We start from the raw sequence: 16,340 nt of genomic DNA, 5'->3' as shown, positions 1-16,340 counted from the left end.
GGTCGTCGCCGGGCGTGGCAGATCTCGGTGGCCGCCGGGAGGTCATGACCTTGCGCCTTCGTGAGGGTCGGGCGAGTGCGACATCGTCGGTGACACTGTGCTCGATCGCACGATGAGCTCGGGAGTGAAGACGACGTTTCTCGGGGCCAACGTGGGGTCACCGAGCTCCTCGAGCATAATCTGCAGCGCAGTCTCGCCGAGCAGTCGACTCGGTTGCCGCACCGACGTCAAGGGCACCACCGTGGCCGACGCGAAGTCGATGTCGTCGTACCCCACAAGGGCGATGTCGTCGGGCACGCGAACCCTGCCCGTCATGACGAAGGCCTGCAGCACGCCGACCGCGAGCACGTCGTTGGCCGTGAACATGGCATCCGGGCGCTGACGCGGAGGCCGCTGGACCAGCTGCTCACCGGCGTCCCGACCGTCGACCACCGAGAGACCGCTGGCGGTCACCACTTCGAGCGACGCCCCCGGCACCTCGGCGACGGCACGACGCGCGCCGTCGAGTCGGTCTGTGACCTGCCGGATCTCGAACTGGGCACCGAGATAGGCGATTCGACGGCGTCCGAGTTCGAGTAGGTGCTTCACCGCCAGATAGCCGCCGGCGACGTCGTCGACGGAGACGGACGACACGCCCGTGCCTTCGCCGCTGCGGTCGACCAGCACGGCTCGCGTGCCGTGTCGCCGAAGTCGGCTGAGCCGATCGGTGACATCCCCGATCGGCGAGATCAGCACCCCGCGAACGCGCTGCTCCTCGAAGAGATCGAGATACGNGGCGTCTTCGGCGCCGCGCGCGATCTCGGCGAAGAAGGGGTTGCCGATATCGAGGACCACGAGCCCGATCGTGGTGCTGTGACCCACGCGGAGCTGACGTGCCGCGTCGTTGCGCACGAAGCCGAGCTCGTCGATCGCCCGACGAACGCGCACGCCCGTCTCAGCACTGACCAGCGCGGGACGGTTTAGCACGTTCGACACGGTGCCGACGGAGACCCCGGCGTGCCGCGCGACGTCCTTGATGCCGATCGGAGCCATGCGGCCAGGCTAGTCGAATCGATTCACTTGACGTCCGCTCGGCTCAGACATACTCTTGTGAAACGATTCAAAAACGGTCGAACAAGAGAGCGACTCCCCTTCATGACGACATTCGATTCGATCGCGCCGCACCTCGAGCGTCAGGCGATCGAACTTCCCTCGTGGGCGTTCGGAAACTCGGGCACGCGATTCAGGGTCTTCACCACGCCCGGCACTCCTCGCGACCCCTTCGAGAAGATCGCCGATGCCGCCGAGGTTCACCGTCACACGGGTCTCGCCCCGAGTGTCGCGCTGCACGTCCCCTGGGATCGCGTCGCCGACTACGAGGCGCTCGGCGCGCACGCGCAGGAGCACGGGGTTGCCCTCGGCACGATCAACTCCAACACCTTCCAGGACGAGGAGTACAAGTTCGGCTCGCTCGCCGCCTCCGACCCCGCGGCCCGCCAGCGCGCGATCGACCACCACTTCGCCTGCATCGAGGTCATGCACGCTACGGGTTCGCGCGACCTCAAGATCTGGCTGGCCGACGGAACCAACTACCCCGGCCAGGACGACATGCGTCGCCGGCAGGACCACCTCGCCGAGAGCCTCGCCGCGATCTACGCGCGGCTCGGCGACGACCAGCGGCTCGTCCTCGAGTACAAGTTCTTCGAACCGGCGTTCTACCACACCGACGTTCCTGACTGGGGGACGGCATACGCCCAGGTGGCGGCCCTCGGCGACCGCGCGATGGTGTGCCTCGACACCGGCCACCACGCACCCGGCACGAACATCGAGTTCATCGTCATGCAGCTGCAGCGCCTGGGCAGGCTCGGCTCGTTCGACTTCAACTCGCGCTTCTACGCCGACGACGACCTCATCGTCGGCGCGGCCGATCCGTTCCAGCTCTTCCGGATCATGGTCGAGGTCGTTCGGGGCGGCGCGTACGACGAGGGCAGCGATGTCGGCTTCATGCTCGACCAGTGCCACAACGTCGAGGAGAAGATCCCGGGGCAGATCCGCAGCGTGCTCAACGTCCAGGAGATGACGGCGCGCGCGCTGCTCGTCGATCGTGAGGCTCTCGACGCCGCCCAGCGCGCGAACGACGTCCTCGCTGCGAACGGCATCCTCATGGACGCCTTCTACACGGATGTCCGTGCCGACCTCGCCGCCTGGCGCGAGTCGCGCGGCCTTCCCGCCGACCCCATGGCGGCGTACGCCGGGAGCGGCTACCGCGAGCGCATCGTCGCCGAGCGCGTCGGCGGCCAGCAGGCGGGGTGGGGCGCGTGAGGGTCGCCTTCCGCCTGCAGGTCCGTCCCGAGCTGCTGGACGAGTACCGCCGCGTGCACTCTCCGGTTCGGCGCGAGATGCTCGAGACGATCGCCGCGAGCGGTCGCCGCAACTACTCGCTCTTCCTCGACGAGACCGACGGCTCGCTGTTCGGCTACTACGAGGTCGATGACGACGCGGCTGCTCAGGCGTCCCTCGCGGCGAGCCCGGTCGCCGCCGCGTGGGAGTCGGAGATGAGCCGGTTCTTCGTGAGCCTCTCCGCCCGTGCCGATCAGGCCGCGCGCCGACTGCCCGAAGTCTTCAATCTGTCCGACCAGCTGGAGGGCGCAGCCGAATGACCACGAAGCACGAGCTCCTCGCCCGCAGCAACCGCCTCGGCGCCGAGCCGCACATCACCAACTACGCCGGTGGGAACACCTCCGCGAAGGGCACCGAGACCGACCCCGTGACGGGGGAGCCCGTCGAGCTGCTGTGGGTCAAGGGCTCGGGCGGCGACCTCGGCACGCTTACCGAGCAGGGCCTCGCGGTTCTGCGCCTCGACCGCATGCGCGCGCTCGTGAACGTCTACCCGGGCGTCGATCGCGAAGACGAGATGGTCGCCGCTTTCGACTACTGCCTGCACGGCTCGGTCGGCGCCGCCCCCAGCATCGACACCGCCATGCACGGTCTGGTGGATGCGCCCCACGTCGACCACCTGCACCCCGACGCGGGGCTAGCGATCGCGACCGCGGCCGACGGCCCCGCGCTCACGGCCGAGATCTTCGGAGACAGGGTCGTCTGGGTGCCCTGGCGCCGACCCGGGTTCCAGCTCGGGCTCGACATCGCCGCCATCAAGGCCGCGAACCCGCAGGCGATCGGCTGCATCCTCGGCGGGCACGGCATCACCGCGTGGGACGACACCTCCGATGAGTGCGAGGCGAACTCGCGCTGGATCATCGACACCGCCCAGGCCCACATCGACGAGCACGGCGCGGCCGAGCCCTTCGGTGGCGTGCGCACCGGCTTCGAGGCGATCGCTGACGAGCGCGAGCGCCGCGCGAAGGCCGCCGCCCTCGCCCCGACGATCCGCGGCCTCGCGAGCCACGACCGACCCATGGTCGGCCACTTCAGCGACGACGAGCGCGTCCTCGCCTTCCTCGCGAGCGAGAAGGCCCCCGCGCTCGCGGAGCTCGGCACGAGCTGCCCCGACCACTTCCTGCGGACCAAGGTCAAGCCGATGCTGCTCGACCTGCCCGCCAACGCTGACATCGAGGCGAGCATCCAGCGCCTGACAGAACTGCACGAGCGGTACCGCGCCGAGTACACGGCGTACTACGACGCACACGCAACGGCCGGCAGCCCGGCCATCAGAGGCGCCGACCCGCTCATCGTGCTCGTGCCCGGCGTCGGCATGTTCAGCTTCGGCGCGAACAAGCAGACCGCGCGCGTCGCCGGCGAGTTCTACCTCAATGCCATCAACGTCATGCGCGGCGCCGAGGCGCTCAGCACCTACGAGCCGATCAGCGACGCCGAGAAGTTCCGCATCGAGTACTGGGCGCTCGAGGAGGCGAAGCTGCAGCGCATGCCCAAGCCGAAGAGCCACGCCACGCGCGTCGCCTTCGTGACGGGCGCGGCGAACGGCATCGGCAAGGCCATCGCGACGCGCCTCGCCGCGGAGGGTGCGTGTGTCGTCATCGCCGACCTCGACCTCGAGAAGGCGCAGGCCGCCGCCGCCGAGCTCGGCAGCACCGACGTCGCGATCGGCGTGCAGGCGAACGTCACCGATGCGGCGCAGATCGACGCGGCGCTCGACGAGGCCGTGCTCGCCTTCGGCGGTGTCGACATCGTCGTCAACAATGCGGGTCTCTCGCTCAGCAAGTCGCTGCTCCAGACGACCGAGGCCGACTGGGATCTCCAGCACGACGTCATGGCGAAGGGCTCGTTCCTCGTCGCGAAGGCGGCCGCCCGCATCCTCATCGACCAGGGCATGGGCGGCGATGTCATCTACATCTCGAGCAAGAACTCGGTGTTCGCCGGCCCCAACAACATCGCCTACTCGGCGACGAAGGCCGACCAGGCGCACCAGGTGCGCCTGCTCGCGGTCGAGCTCGGCGAGCACGGGGTGAAGGTGAATGGCATCAACCCCGACGGCGTCGTGCGCGGCTCGGGCATCTTCGCCTCTGGCTGGGGAGCCAACCGTGCAGCGACCTACGGCGTCGCCGAGGACGAGCTCGGGAAGTTCTACGCCCAGCGCACCATCCTCAAGCGCGAGGTGCTGCCCGAGCACGTGGCGAACGCGGTCGCCGTGCTCACCGGCCCCGATCTGTCGCACACGACCGGCCTGCACATCCCCGTCGACGCGGGCGTCGCCGCGGCGTTCCTGCGGTAGGCGTGGTGGGCATCCACGTCGCCGCCGTCGACCTCGGCGCCACGAGCGGTCGCGTCATGCGCGCCGTCGTCAGCGACGATCCGGTCGAGATGGTCGAAGTCGCGCGATTCCCGAACGGCCCCGTCCAGCGCGCCGACGGACTCCACTGGGACATCGAGGCGCTGCGCGGGCACATCATGGAGGGCCTGCGTCAGGCGTTCGCCGACGACCCGCTCATCACCTCGATCGGCATCGACTCGTGGGCCGTCGACTACGCACTCATGGCGGGCGGTCGGATGCTCGGGGAGCCGTTCCACTACCGCGACGGGCGCACCGCCCGAGGTGTCGCCGCGGTGCACGCCGTCGTGCCGCCCGACGAGCTCTACACCGCCTCCGGCCTCCAGCACCTGCCCTTCAACACGGTGTTCCAGCTCGCCGCCGAGACCCCGGAGACGCTTGGCGTCGCCGAGGTCATGCTGCTCATCCCCGACCTCGTCGCGTTCTGGCTCACCGGCCGCGCGGTCGCGGAGACGACCAACGCCTCGACGACGGGGCTGCTCGACCCGCACACGGGTGTATGGAACGAAGCTCTCATCGCGCGACTCGGGCTACCACGTGGGCTCTTCGCCGAGCTCGTGCGCCCCGGCGACGCGATCGGCGGGCTGACGCCGGCGATCGCCGCCGAGCTGGGTGCGCCCGAGGGCGTCGTGGTCACGGCCGTCGGATCCCACGACACCGCCTCGGCCGTGGTCGGCGTGCCCATGACGCGGCCCGATGCCGCCTACATCAGCTGCGGCACCTGGGGTCTCGTCGGGCTCGAGCTCGAGCATCCCGTCATCAGCGACGCGGCGCGCGCGGCGAACTTCACGAACGAGGGCGGAGTCGATGGTCGCGTGCGGTTCCTGCACAACGTCATGGGGCTGTGGCTGCTGAGCGAGACGATCCGCGAGTGGGAGGCCGAGTCGGGCCGCGTCGATCTCGGGCGCCTGCTCGCCGACGCGGCGGCCGTCGTCCGGCCTGTGCCCACCTTCAACGTCAACGACCCGCGACTCCTGGCGCCCGGCGACATGGCGTCGCGCATCGCGACGGTCATCGCCGTGCGGGGGGATGCGGTGCCCGCCTCGCGCGCGGAGCTCGCCCGCGCGATCCTCGAAAGCCTCGCCCTCGCCTTCGCGTCGGCGGTGCGCACCGCCTCGGCGCTCGCCGACCGACCGGTGTCGGTCATCCACCTCGTCGGCGGGGGAGCGCTCAACGCCCTCCTCTGCCAGCTGACCGCTGATCGGGCCGGGATGCCCGTGCTCGCCGGCCCCGTCGAGGCGACGGCCCTCGGCAACGTGCTCGTCCAAGCTCGCGCCCAGGGCCCGCGTGGAACCCTGGAGGACGTGCGGAGGCTCGTCGCCGAGCAGTGCACGATCACGTCGTTCTCGCCGCGCCCCGTTCGCGTGACTGCGTGACTCTGCGCCTCCGCGCCTCACCCACGACACGACACGAGGAGCAGCCATGCCCGTCATCCCCGCCATCGTCGCCCGATCCGCTGAGGCTCCCCTCGAGGTGGCCACGATCGAGCGCCGCGAGGTCGGCCCGCGCGACGTGCGCATCAGCATCGAGTGGGCCGGCATCTGCCACTCCGACATCCACACCGTCCGCGGCGACTGGGGCCCGCAGCACTATCCGCTCGCGGTGGGTCACGAGATCGTCGGAACGGTCGTCGAGGTCGGCGCCGAGGTCACCCGCTTCGCGGTCGGCGACCGCGCCGGCGTCGGCTGCCTCGTGAACTCATGCGGCGAGTGCGCGAACTGCCTCGCGGGGGAGGAGCAGCACTGCGAGAACGGCTCGATCGGCACCTACGGCCAGATCGATCGCGACGGCACGGTCACGCAGGGCGGCTACTCGACCGAGATCGTCGTCACGGAGGGCTTCGTGCTGCACATCCCCGACGCCATCCCCGTCGATCGCGTCGCGCCGCTGCTGTGCGCGGGCATCACGACGTACTCGCCGCTCAAGCACTGGAAGGTCGGCCCGGGCTCGAAGGTCGCGGTCGTCGGCCTCGGCGGGCTCGGCCACATGGCGGTCAAGCTCGCCGTCGCTCTCGGCGCCGAGGTCACGGTGCTCTCGCAGTCGCTCGGCAAGCGCGAGGACGGTCTCGCGATGGGCGCGACCGACTACTACGCGACGAGCGACCCGGAGACGTTCGTCGCGCTCAAGAACCGCTTCGACGTCATCCTCAACACCGTGAGCGCGTCGATCGACCTGGACGCCTACTTCGGCCTGCTGGCTCTCAACGGCACGTTCATCAGCGTGGGTGCTCCGGGGGAGCCGATGCCGGTGACGGTCTTCAGCCTGTTCACGAACCGCCGTTCGTTCGCCGGCTCGACGATCGGCGGCATCCGCGAGACGCAGGAGATGCTGGACTTCTGCGCCGAGCACGGCGTCGCCCCGGACGTGGAGGTCATCACCGCCGACCGGGTCAACGAGGCCTGGGATCGCGTGCTCCGCTCGGATGTCCGCTACCGCTTCGTGATCGACATCGCCTCGCTCGCGGGCTGATCGAGAGCCTCGGCCCGGGCAGCGGCTCGTGCGACCGGGCGGCGACCGCCCCCGATCGCGACCGAACCGGGACCTTCGCCCCGGGCATCCTCGAACACCGCTCATTAGGCTGAGGGCATGGAGCCGTTCGACACCGCGTTCGGCCTGCCGCTCCCTCTCGCCGTCGGCCTCTTCTACGTCGTCGTGCTGCTGCGCGGCGGGGCGACCTACGCGCTCGGGCGCGGGGCTCGCGGCGGCGCCGGCCGCACGCGGCTGAAGGCGCGGCTCGAGACGCCGCGCTTCCGCCGCGCCGAGCGCATCGTCGAGCGCTGGGGCGCACCCGTCGTCGCCGTCTCCTTCCTGACGGTCGGCTTCCAGACGCTCGCCAACCTCGCCGCGGGCGTGCTGCGGATGCCCCTCCTCGCCTACATCCCCGCCCTCGGGGTCGGCGGTCTCGCATGGGCGCTCATCTGGGGCGTCGTCGGCGTCGCCACCTACGAGGCCATCGCCGAGCTCGCGATGCGGAGTCCGCTCGAGGCCGCGCTCTTCACCGGGCTGCTCGTCGGCGTGCTCGTGCTCATCGAGGTGCTCAACCTCCGGCGGCAGAGGCGCCGTGACGAGCTCTCCCTCGTGCAGGCCGCCGGCGAGGCCTAGGCTCTGCCGCATGACCGAGCCCGCCGAACGCTCGCCCGCGGCGACCGCCGCCCACCCCGCGCAGGCCGCGCCCGTCGTCACCCTCACCGTGAACCCCGCCCTCGACGTCTCGACCTCCACCGAGCGCGTCGAGCCCGAGCACAAGCTTCGCTGCGGGCCGAGCCGCACCGACGCCGGCGGCGGCGGCGTCAACGTGAGTCGCGTCATCCACCGCCTCGGCGGGCAGTCGATCGCGATCTACGCCGTCGGCGGGCCGACCGGCCAGGCGTACCGGCAGCTGCTCGAGGCCGACGGCATCATCGGCCGCGCCATCCCGATCGACGGCCCGACGCGCGAGAACGTGACGATCGACGAGCTCTCCACCGGCCGCCAGTTCCGGTTCGTCCTGCAGGGCCCGCACCTGACGACCGACGAATGGGGGGAGTGCCTCGCGGCGACGCAGCGCGCGCTGACGCCCGGCGGCTACGTCGTCGCGAGCGGGTCGCTCTCGCCCGGCATGCCCGACGACTTCTACGCGCGCGTCGCCCGCTCGGCGAAGGCCCACGGGGCGCGCTGCATCGTGGATGCCTCGGGGCCGGCGCTCGCCGCCGCCCTCCGCGAGGGCGTGCACCTCGTGAAGCCGTCGGCGCGCGAGCTCGGCGAGCTCGTCGGCCGTGCCCTGCCCGACCTCGAGTCGCGGGTGGATGCCGCCCGCGAGCTCGTCGCCCGCGGCGCGGCCGAGATCGTCGCGCTCACGCTCGGCGGCGACGGGGCCGTGCTCGTCACGGCCCACGGCGTCATGCGCCTGGAAGTCCCGCCGGTCGAGGTGCGCTCCACGGTCGGCGCGGGCGACTCCTTCCTCGCCGCGCTCGTCCTGCGCCTCGCGCAGGGCCGCGACCTCGACGCCGCCTTCCGGGCGGGCGTCGCGGCGGGCACCGCGACGGCGATGACCGAGGCGACCGAGCTCTGCCACCGCGACGACGTCGAGCGCCTCGAGGCGCTGCTGCTCGCCGCGCGCGGCTGAGCCCGCCGCCGAGCGCGCGCCGGGCATCCGCCGCAGACGTCACGCCCGCCGCTAGAGTCGGCGGCGACGCGAAGGAGAGCCCATGCCCGTGATCGACATGGCCGTCTACGTCGACGGCGCCCGTACGGAGGACCCGCCCTCGCTCNCCGGCCCACCCCCGACGAGCTCGCGGGAGTCGCCGACGAGTTCGAGCTCAATGCGACCTCCGTCGAGGACGCCCACCACGGGCACCAGCGCTCGAAGCTCGACCGGCACGCCGCCGGCGACTTCATCGTGCTCAAGCCCGCCCGCTACGTCGACGAGGTCGAGCGCGTCGAGCTCGGCGAACTGCATGTCTTCGTCTCGACCGACGCGGTCATCACCGTGCGGCACGCCGAGTCGCCCGACCTCGCGGCCGTCCGCCGCCGTCTGGAGGGCGACCCCGAGCTGCTCGCGCTCGGCCCCCGCGCGGTGCTCTACGCGATCCTCGACGAGGTCGTCGACGAGTACGCGCCCGTCATCGCCGGTCTCGAGAACGACATCGACGAGATCGAGGACGAGCTCTTCGCCGGGGACGACGCCGTCAGCCGCCGCATCTACGAGCTCTCGCGCGAGGTCATCGAGCTGCAGCGCGCGGTGCAGCCGCTCCCGGGCATCATCCGCAGCCTCTCGGTCGACGCGCCCGAGGGTCGCCTGCGCGACTCCTTCGCCGACGTGCTCGACCACGCCCTGCGCGTCGGCGACCGCGTCGACACCTTCCGGGCCGTGCTGCAGAACGCGCTGCAGGTGAACTCCACACTCGTCACGCAACGGCAGAACGCCGAGATGCGGGCGCTCGGGGAGGCCTCGCTCGTGCAGAGCAACGAGGTGCGCAAGATCTCGTCGTGGGCGGCCATCCTCTTCGCCCCGACGCTCGTCGGCACGATCTACGGCATGAACTTCCGCGTCATGCCCGAGCTCGACGAGCCGTGGGGATACCCGGCGGCGCTCGTCGCGATGCTCGCCACGAGCGTCGGGCTCTTCGCGATCTTCCGCGCCCGCCGCTGGCTCTAGAGCCGTCACCCGGCCGAAACACTCGCGCAACACGGCCCGCCTAGGCTCCCCGGCATGGCGGGCATCGGCGAGCCCCTCGTCCGGGGCGCTGCGGGCGTCTCCGCGAGCGCGCCCGCGCACCTCCTCGCCCTCGGTCGCGGAGTCCAGCGGGCCGACGCGACCGCCCGCATCCTCGAAGCGCACCTCCTCCTCGCGCGCGATCACCCCCTCCCGGACGCCGCCGACGCGCGCCTCGTCCTCCGCGCGTGCGGTGCCGACGATGCGGCGGATGCCCGGCTCGGCCGGAGCGCCGCCATCGACCTGCTCACCGCCGACCGCTCCCACCCCGCGTCGATCGCGCACGCGCTCGTGGAGGCGCGCGATGCGGCCCGCCTCGCCCGGGAGTCGCTGCCCGCCGAGCTCTACGACATGCTCGTCGCCACCCGTGCGCGCCTGCCGCGGAAGGTCGTCGAGCCCCGCGTCGGCGACTTCCTCGCCTGGGTGCGCGAGCGCTCGGCGCTCGCCGTGGGGCTCATCGAGTCGGCGGTCGCGCGCGACGGCGCGTTCGAGCTCATCGCCCTCGGCCGCCGCCTCGAGCGCGCGGCCGCGACGGCCCGCCTCCTCGTCGCCCACGCCGACGACGCCGACGCCGACCCCGGGTGGATGTTCGTGCTCCGCAGCGCCGGAGCCCACGAGGCGCACGTGCGCGCCCACCGCGGAGCGCCCACCGCCGCGACCGCGATCGAGCTCCTCGCCCTCGACGAGCGCTTCCCGCGCTCGGTCGCGCACGGCCTCGTCCACGCCGAGCGCAGCCTCCGCGCGCTCGACGTCGGCGGAGGCGCGAGCGGCCTCGCCGCGAGCCGCCGGGCCGCGGCCGAGCTCAGCGCCCTCGTCGACGCGGCCGCGAGCGCGGCAGTCGAGCCGAGCCCCGCGCCCGCCGAAGCGGATCGCGCCCGGGCGCGCCGGGCATCCGCTCTCCGCTCCCTGCACGCGGCGGTCGAGCAGGCGACGCGCGAGATCCTCGTCGCCCTCGAGTAGCCCGGCTCAGACCGCGGCGGGCGGGCAGTGCAGGCGCGTCGCGGTGGTGCCGACGCCGCGCTCGATCACGTGGTCGGCCATGAGGGCTCCGCAGAGCGGGCAGGTCGGGTCGACGGGCGCGACGTAGGGCTCCTCCGGGCGGCCGATGCCGACCGCGGCGGGACCGGCGATGGGGTAGAAGAACCGGTTGACGGCGGCCCAGAAGCCGGGCTGACCCGCCCACGGGTTCGGAAGCTTCGAGACGACCATGGGTCGATCCTCCCACTCGCGACCCGCGCCGGGCACCGGCCGAAAGGCCTGCGTCCGCGAGCCGACCGCGCGCGGCTCACCCCTTGCGCGCCGACGCCTCCACGATCGCGATCTCGCGCGTCGCCGTCTCGAGGTCGTAGTCGTCGCCGTCGTACCGCACGCGCACGCGCCACCACGGCCCGCCGTCGCGCCCGAGCCGCAGGTTGCGGGTCGAGCGCATCCACAGCCCGGCGACGGCGGCGGCCGCGAGGCCCGACAGCGCGGCGACGACGAGCGCCCAGCGCGGCCCCGCCTCGTTCGCGATGAACCCGAGCAGGGGCGCTCCGAGCGGCGTCCCTCCCATGAAGATCGTGAGGTAGAGCGCCGTCACTCGCCCACGGATCGCCGGGCGCGTCGTCGTCTGCACGTAGGCGTTCGAGGAGGTGATCATCGTGAGCGAGGTGAAACCGACGAGCACGAGCGCGGCGGCGAAGGTCTCGAAGGTCGGCATGAGCGAGGCCGCGGCCGTGCTGAACGCGAACCCGAGCGCCGACAGCGCGATGACCCGCAGTCGCGGCCGCTCGCGCCTGGCCGACATGAGGGCGCCGGTCACCGATCCGATGGCGAGGATGCTCGACAGCAGGCCGAACGCCGTGGCGTCCTTCTCGAACTCGACGCGCGCCATCGTCGCGGTGAAGATGCCGAAGTTGAAGCCGAACGTGCCGACGAGGAACACCATCGTGAACACCACGACGAGGTCGCCGCGACGGCGCACGTACTGGATGCCCGCCTTCAGCTGTCCGCGCCCCTTCTTCTCCTTCTTGAGGTGGTGCAGCTGGTCGCCGCGCAGCATCGCGAGGGCGAGCAGCGTCGCGGCGTAGGTCATGCCGTTGATCGCGATGACCCAGCCGGCGCCGATCATCGCGACGAGGAGCCCCGCGACGGCGGGGCCGATGAGCCGCGCGACGTTGAACGACGCCGAGTTGAGCGCGACGGCGTTGGGCAGCTGCGTCGGGCCGACGAGCTCGCCCACGAACGTCTGGCGCACGGGCGCGTCGAGCGCAGTCGCGATGCCGAGGCCGAGGGCGAAGAGGTAGACCATCCACAGCTCGGCGACGTCGAGGATGACGATCAGCCCGAGGCCGAGCGCGAGCAACCCCTGCAGCGCCTGGGTCGCGGCGAGCAGCTTCCGACCCGCGAAGCGATCGGCGATGATGCCCGCGTAGGGTCCGATGACGAGCGCGGGCCCGAACTGCAGCGCCATGGCGACGCCGACCGCGGCCGCGTCCTCGTTCGTGAGCTCGGTGAGGATGAGCCAGTCCTGCGCGGTCCGGTTCATCCACGCACCGATGTTCGACACCATCGCCCCGACGAACCAGATGCGGTAGTTCAGGAGCCCGAGGCTGCGGAACATCGTCCTCACGAGTCGGCGAGCTTCCGCAGCACGGGGCGCACGGCCTCGAGCGCGGCGCGCTCGTCGGGCTCGAGCGCGTCCAGCTGGCGGTGGAACCAGGCGGTACGCAGTCGTCGGGTCTCGGCGATGAGCTCTTCGCCCGCCGGGGTGAGGCTCACCCAGACCTGGCGCGCATCCGTCTCGCTCGGCTCGCGGCGGACGAGGCCGCTCGCCTCGAGGGCGTTGATGGTGCGATTCATCGAGGGCGGGCTGACGCGCTCGCGCTCGGCGATGACGCCGGGCGTCGTCCGGCCGTGGGTCTCCAGCTGCCACAGCACCCCGAGCTGCGTGTCGGTGACGCCCTCGCCGCCCCGCTCGGCCCGGATGCGCCTGGCCACCTTCTGGATCAGGACCCGCAGGTCCTCGTCGGGGTCGCTCGTGATCGTCATGGCATCCTTAGCATAGGTCATTACCCTTGCTAACGAGTTGCGGCTGCGGGCTATTCCGTCCGCCTTCGCCGCACCTGCCGCCGCGCTCCCCGCGCCCCTACGATGAACGCAGGGAGGCCCGAATCATGGTGAAGTTCATCGCCGAGCGCGACCACCGCACCTTCGTCGACGCCCAGGGCGTCACGATCCACTACTACGTCTGGGCGCCGGGCCGGCCGAAGGCCGTCGTGCAGCTCGCGCACGGGGTCGGCGAGCACGCGCTGCGGTACGAGGCGCTCGCGCAGGAGCTCGTCAACGCCGGCTACGCCGTCTACGCCGACGACCACCGCGGCCACGGCATGACGGGCGTCGAGATGACCGACGGCGACTCCTCGAAGATGGGGCGCCTCGGCCCGGGCGGACTGCGCGCGACCATCCAGGACCTCCGCGACCTGAGCGCGATCATCCGCACCGACCACCCCGAGCTCCCGCTCGTCCTCCTCGGGCACTCGTGGGGCTCGCTCATGGCGCAGATCATCCTCAACGACCACGCCGCCGACTACGACGCCGCGGTGCTCACCGGCACGAGCTACCGGATGCCCGGCTACATGAACTCCGGAGACCTCAACGCCCAGCACGCCCACCTCGGCGACACCGGCGTGGAATGGCTGAGTCGCGACCCCGAGGTTCACCGGCTCTTCCGCGCCGACCCGCTCACCTTCGACGCGAAGATCCTGAAGCTCTTCGGCGTGCGCGACGGGCTGCGACTCTTCGGCCGCCCGAAGCGCCTCGGCCGCGACATCCCGCTGCTCGTCATGGTCGGTGACGACGACCCGCTCGGCGGCGAGCCCGGCGCGGTCCGGCTCGTCGAGGAGTACGTGCGCCGCGGGGGACTCACCGACGTCGAGCTCTCCGTCTACGCCGAGGCTCGCCACGAGATCTTCAACGAGCTCAATCAGGAGGACGTGCGCCGCGACCTCATCGAGTGGATGAACGACCGTCTGTTCCCGACCCCCTAGTGCCCCTGCGCTCCCGGCAGCGACACCGCGGTGAGCAGCATGACGCTCGGCTCGAGCGCCTCGACCCGGTGCTTCGCGTCGGGGATCCGCACGAGCATTCCGGGCCGCGCCTCGATGGCGTGCTCGCCCGTCTCGCTCGACCACGACAGCCGCACCTCGCCGCGCAGCACGCGCAGCGTCGCCTCGCCCGGGTTGCCGTGCTCGGGCAGCCCGCCGCCGGTGTCGAAGGCCATCGCGATGTGCCGCAGCGTCGACTGGCCGAGCTCGAGCGTCAGCGTCGCCCTCCCCTCGGGCGAGGCGAGCGCCTGCTCGAGCAGGTGGTCGGCGAGGCGGTCGAGGTCGTGCGCCAGGGAGTCCATGCCCCGCACCCTACGCCGCCGCCCGCCCGCTGGGCGAGCGTGCTGAGTAGCCTGGCCTGATGCCGACGACACTGCCTCCCTTCGTCTCCTCCGCCGACCTCGAGTCGCTCATCGCCGAGGCGGGCCGCGACGAGCGCCGCCTCGTCATCGCCGACGTGCGCTGGTACCTCGACGGTCGCTCCGGCCGCGACGCCTTCCACGCCGGCCACATCGCCGGAGCCGTCTTCGTCGACCTCGACGAGTGGCTCGCCGGCCCGCCGAGCGCCGCGGAGGGCCGGCACCCCTTGCCCGACCCGGAGCGCTTCGCCCGCGGCATGAGCGAGGCGGGCATCGGCGACGGGACGACGGTGGTCGCCTACGACGACGCGGGCGGCGTGATCGCGGCGCGGCTGGTGTGGATGCTGCGCTCCCTCGGCCACGACGCCGCCGTGCTCGACGGCGGCATCACGGCCTGGCCGGGCGAGCTCGGAGCCGGCGCGACCGTGGCCGGGCGTCGCGCGGCGCCGCGCGCCGACGCGACCTTCACCGCCCAGCCGTGGCCGGCATCCGCCCTCGCCTCGATCGACGAGACGCAGGCGCGCGCCGCCGACGGCAGCGCCCTCGTGCTCGACGCGCGCACCGCCGATCGCTTCGCCGGCGAGACCGAGCCGGTGGATGCCCGTGCGGGCCACATCCCGGGCGCGCGCAACCTGTCGGTGCGCGATCACGTCGCGGCAGACGGTCGGCTGAAGGCCCGCGACGAGCTGCGCGCCCGCTTCGCGGAGCTCGGCCTCATCCCCGGCGGCGCCGAACCGGGCTCCGACGTCATCGCCTACTGCGGCTCGGGCGTGACAGCGTGCCACGAGCTGCTCGTCCTCGAGCACGCGGGCCTCGGTCGCGGCCGGCTCTTCCCGGGCTCGTGGTCGCAGTACGCCGCCGACCCCCAGCGGCCCCTCGCGACGGGTGCCTAGGCTGGCCTCATGCATGGTGAGTACAAGGTTCCCGGAGGCAAGCTCGTCGTCGTCGATCTCGAGGTCGACGGCGGCCTGATCACCGCGTTCCAGCTCGCGGGCGACTTCTTCGTCGAGCCCGACGAGGCGATCCCCGCCATCGAGGCGGCCGTGATCGGGATGCCCGCCGACGCCGATCACGCCGCCCTCGCGCGCGCGATCTCCGCGGCCCTCCCTCCCGGCACGGTCATGCTCGGATTCAGCGCCGACGCGGTCGCGACGACCATCCGCCGCGCGCTCGCCGAGGCGACCGCGTTCACCGACTACGAGTGGAGCCTCGTCGTCGGCCCACCGCTCACCCCGCAGCAGCAGATGGCCGCCGACCAGGTGCTCGCCGAGGAGGTCGGCGACGGCCGCCGCGGTCCGACCCTCCGCATCTGGGAGTGGGAGCGCCCCGCCGTCGTCATCGGCTCCTTCCAGTCGGTGCGGAACGAGGTCGACATGGACAACGCGCACCGCTACGGCTTCGAGGTCGTGCGGCGCATCTCCGGCGGCGGCGCCATGTTCATGGAGGCCGGGAGCGTCATCACCTACTCGCTCTACGCGCCCATCGAGCTCGTGCAGGGCATGAGCTTCGCCGAGTCGTACGCCTTCCTCGACGAGTGGGTCATCGAGGGGCTCAAGGGCCTCGGCATCGAGGCGAGCTACCAGCCCCTCAACGACATCACCAGTCCCGCGGGCAAGATCGGCGGGGCCGCCCAGAAGCGCCTCGGATCGGGCGCCGTGCTGCACCACGTGACGATGAGCTACGACATGGACGGCGACCGCATGGTCGAGGTGCTGCGCATCGGCCGCGAGAAGCTCAGCGACAAGGGCGTCAAGAGCGCCAATAAGCGCGTCGACCCGCTGCGCAGTCAGACCGGGCTGCCGCGCGAGGAGATCATCGACCGCCTCGTCGCGACCTTCCGCGCCCGCAACGGGCTCACCGAGAGCGCCATCACGCCGGAGGAGATGGAGCGCATCGACGCCCTCGTGGCGGAGAAGTTCTCGACCGAGGAGTGGCTCTACCGCGTGCCGTGAGCGGGGCGCTCGATCGGGCCTCAG

At 71.9% G+C, this 16,340-nt stretch carries 17 protein-coding genes and 1 pseudogene; 12 read left to right on the top strand and 6 right to left on the bottom strand.

All coding sequences use genetic code 11. The annotated features are described in order from the left end of the window. Positions 1-42: 42 nt before the first annotated feature. Positions 43-773: pseudogene (locus ASG83_RS04225) on the bottom strand (substrate-binding domain-containing protein); the annotation flags it as partial. Position 774: 1 nt separating this feature from the next. Then, positions 775-1,032: LacI family DNA-binding transcriptional regulator (locus ASG83_RS13115; protein ID WP_235460017.1), on the bottom strand; the 258-nt coding region annotated here is incomplete at its 3' end. Positions 1,033-1,134: 102 nt separating this feature from the next. Between ASG83_RS13115 and rhaI the strand changes: the two genes are divergently transcribed. From rhaI to ASG83_RS04180, 9 genes are all read left to right on the top strand, one after another. After that, positions 1,135-2,301 (top strand): L-rhamnose isomerase, encoded by a 1,167-nt coding sequence (rhaI, locus tag ASG83_RS04220; RefSeq protein WP_055857510.1) that lies wholly within the window; start codon positions 1,135-1,137, stop codon positions 2,299-2,301. Then, entirely contained in the window at positions 2,298-2,639 is a 342-nt protein-coding gene (locus tag ASG83_RS04215) for an L-rhamnose mutarotase (RefSeq protein ID WP_055859249.1), read from the top strand. Before rhaI ends, ASG83_RS04215 begins: the two co-directional genes overlap by 4 nt. Next, a complete protein-coding gene (locus ASG83_RS04210; RefSeq protein WP_055857508.1) occupies positions 2,636-4,669 on the top strand; it encodes a bifunctional rhamnulose-1-phosphate aldolase/short-chain dehydrogenase in 2,034 nt (677 codons plus the stop codon). Before ASG83_RS04215 ends, ASG83_RS04210 begins: the two co-directional genes overlap by 4 nt. Before the next feature lie 5 nt (positions 4,670-4,674). Continuing rightward, positions 4,675-6,102 carry a rhamnulokinase family protein gene (locus ASG83_RS04205; RefSeq protein WP_055857506.1) on the top strand — a complete coding sequence of 476 codons (1,428 nt, stop codon included), beginning with the start codon at positions 4,675-4,677 and terminating at the stop codon, positions 6,100-6,102. 46 nt (positions 6,103-6,148) lie between these two features. Continuing rightward, positions 6,149-7,195, top strand: a complete 1,047-nt coding sequence (locus ASG83_RS04200) for an NAD(P)-dependent alcohol dehydrogenase (protein ID WP_055857504.1) — start codon at positions 6,149-6,151, stop codon at positions 7,193-7,195. Positions 7,196-7,312: 117 nt separating this feature from the next. Next, a complete protein-coding gene (locus ASG83_RS04195) occupies positions 7,313-7,828 on the top strand; it encodes a DedA family protein (RefSeq protein WP_055857503.1) in 516 nt (171 codons plus the stop codon). Positions 7,829-7,838: 10 nt separating this feature from the next. Continuing rightward, a complete protein-coding gene (locus ASG83_RS04190) occupies positions 7,839-8,831 on the top strand; it encodes a 1-phosphofructokinase family hexose kinase (RefSeq protein WP_055857501.1) in 993 nt (330 codons plus the stop codon). Positions 8,832-8,977: 146 nt separating this feature from the next. After that, positions 8,978-9,863: magnesium and cobalt transport protein CorA (locus ASG83_RS04185; RefSeq protein WP_235460014.1), on the top strand; the 886-nt coding region annotated here is incomplete at its 5' end. Between the two features lie 54 nt (positions 9,864-9,917). Further along, positions 9,918-10,880 (top strand): alpha-E domain-containing protein, encoded by a 963-nt coding sequence (locus ASG83_RS04180; protein WP_055857498.1) that lies wholly within the window; start codon positions 9,918-9,920, stop codon positions 10,878-10,880. Positions 10,881-10,886: 6 nt separating this feature from the next. Here ASG83_RS04180 and ASG83_RS04175 read toward each other — a convergent pair whose 3' ends face one another. From ASG83_RS04175 to ASG83_RS04165, 3 genes are all read right to left on the bottom strand, one after another. Then, positions 10,887-11,129, bottom strand: coding sequence for a hypothetical protein (locus ASG83_RS04175; RefSeq protein WP_055857496.1), 243 nt, complete (start codon positions 11,127-11,129; stop codon positions 10,887-10,889). Positions 11,130-11,205: 76 nt separating this feature from the next. Continuing rightward, positions 11,206-12,522 (bottom strand): MFS transporter, encoded by a 1,317-nt coding sequence (locus ASG83_RS04170; RefSeq protein WP_055857494.1) that lies wholly within the window; start codon positions 12,520-12,522, stop codon positions 11,206-11,208. Between the two features lie 5 nt (positions 12,523-12,527). Next, a complete protein-coding gene (locus ASG83_RS04165; RefSeq protein WP_055857492.1) occupies positions 12,528-12,950 on the bottom strand; it encodes a MarR family winged helix-turn-helix transcriptional regulator in 423 nt (140 codons plus the stop codon). Positions 12,951-13,075: 125 nt separating this feature from the next. Here ASG83_RS04165 and ASG83_RS04160 point away from each other — a divergent pair, with 125 nt between their 5' ends. After that, a complete protein-coding gene (locus ASG83_RS04160) occupies positions 13,076-13,948 on the top strand; it encodes an alpha/beta fold hydrolase (RefSeq protein ID WP_055857490.1) in 873 nt (290 codons plus the stop codon). Here the strand turns inward: ASG83_RS04160 and ASG83_RS04155 are convergent. Next, the gene (locus ASG83_RS04155) at positions 13,945-14,307 is read right to left on the bottom strand and encodes a cupin domain-containing protein (RefSeq protein WP_055857488.1); all 363 of its coding nucleotides are present in this window, start codon (positions 14,305-14,307) and stop codon (positions 13,945-13,947) included. The two genes, ASG83_RS04160 and ASG83_RS04155, sit on opposite strands and share 4 nt — an antisense overlap. Before the next feature lie 59 nt (positions 14,308-14,366). Here ASG83_RS04155 and ASG83_RS04150 point away from each other — a divergent pair, with 59 nt between their 5' ends. Both ASG83_RS04150 and ASG83_RS04145 read left to right on the top strand, forming a co-directional pair. Next, on the top strand, positions 14,367-15,257 hold the full coding sequence (locus ASG83_RS04150; RefSeq protein WP_082599072.1) for a sulfurtransferase: 891 nt from the start codon (positions 14,367-14,369) through the stop codon (positions 15,255-15,257). Between the two features lie 9 nt (positions 15,258-15,266). Next, a complete protein-coding gene (locus ASG83_RS04145) occupies positions 15,267-16,316 on the top strand; it encodes a lipoate--protein ligase family protein (protein ID WP_055857486.1) in 1,050 nt (349 codons plus the stop codon). Positions 16,317-16,340: the final 24 nt, after the last annotated feature.

It is taken from the genome of Yonghaparkia sp. Soil809 (genome assembly GCF_001429705.1).
Lineage (GTDB): Bacteria > Actinomycetota > Actinomycetes > Actinomycetales > Microbacteriaceae > Microcella.
The sequence above is the reverse complement of the archived record's forward strand: the minus strand, read 5'-3'. Positions and strand labels throughout refer to the sequence as shown.

Bases quoted from the DNA above. Each gene is read 5' to 3' on its own strand.
- ASG83_RS04210 (WP_055857508.1), top strand. From the start codon at position 2,636: ATGACCACGAAGCACGAGCTCCTCGCCCGCAGCAACCGCCTCGGCGCC.
- ASG83_RS04190 (WP_055857501.1), top strand. From the start codon at position 7,839: ATGACCGAGCCCGCCGAACGCTCGCCCGCGGCGACCGCCGCCCACCCC.
- ASG83_RS04150 (WP_082599072.1), top strand. From the start codon at position 14,367: ATGCCGACGACACTGCCTCCCTTCGTCTCCTCCGCCGACCTCGAGTCG.
- ASG83_RS04175 (WP_055857496.1), bottom strand. From the start codon at position 11,129: ATGGTCGTCTCGAAGCTTCCGAACCCGTGGGCGGGTCAGCCCGGCTTC.
- ASG83_RS04200 (WP_055857504.1), top strand. From the start codon at position 6,149: ATGCCCGTCATCCCCGCCATCGTCGCCCGATCCGCTGAGGCTCCCCTC.
- ASG83_RS04180 (WP_055857498.1), top strand. From the start codon at position 9,918: ATGGCGGGCATCGGCGAGCCCCTCGTCCGGGGCGCTGCGGGCGTCTCC.
- ASG83_RS04165 (WP_055857492.1), bottom strand. From the start codon at position 12,950: ATGACGATCACGAGCGACCCCGACGAGGACCTGCGGGTCCTGATCCAG.
- ASG83_RS04170 (WP_055857494.1), bottom strand. From the start codon at position 12,522: ATGTTCCGCAGCCTCGGGCTCCTGAACTACCGCATCTGGTTCGTCGGG.
- ASG83_RS04195 (WP_055857503.1), top strand. From the start codon at position 7,313: ATGGAGCCGTTCGACACCGCGTTCGGCCTGCCGCTCCCTCTCGCCGTC.
- ASG83_RS04155 (WP_055857488.1), bottom strand. From the start codon at position 14,307: ATGGACTCCCTGGCGCACGACCTCGACCGCCTCGCCGACCACCTGCTC.
- rhaI (WP_055857510.1), top strand. From the start codon at position 1,135: ATGACGACATTCGATTCGATCGCGCCGCACCTCGAGCGTCAGGCGATC.
- ASG83_RS04160 (WP_055857490.1), top strand. From the start codon at position 13,076: ATGGTGAAGTTCATCGCCGAGCGCGACCACCGCACCTTCGTCGACGCC.
- ASG83_RS04145 (WP_055857486.1), top strand. From the start codon at position 15,267: ATGCATGGTGAGTACAAGGTTCCCGGAGGCAAGCTCGTCGTCGTCGAT.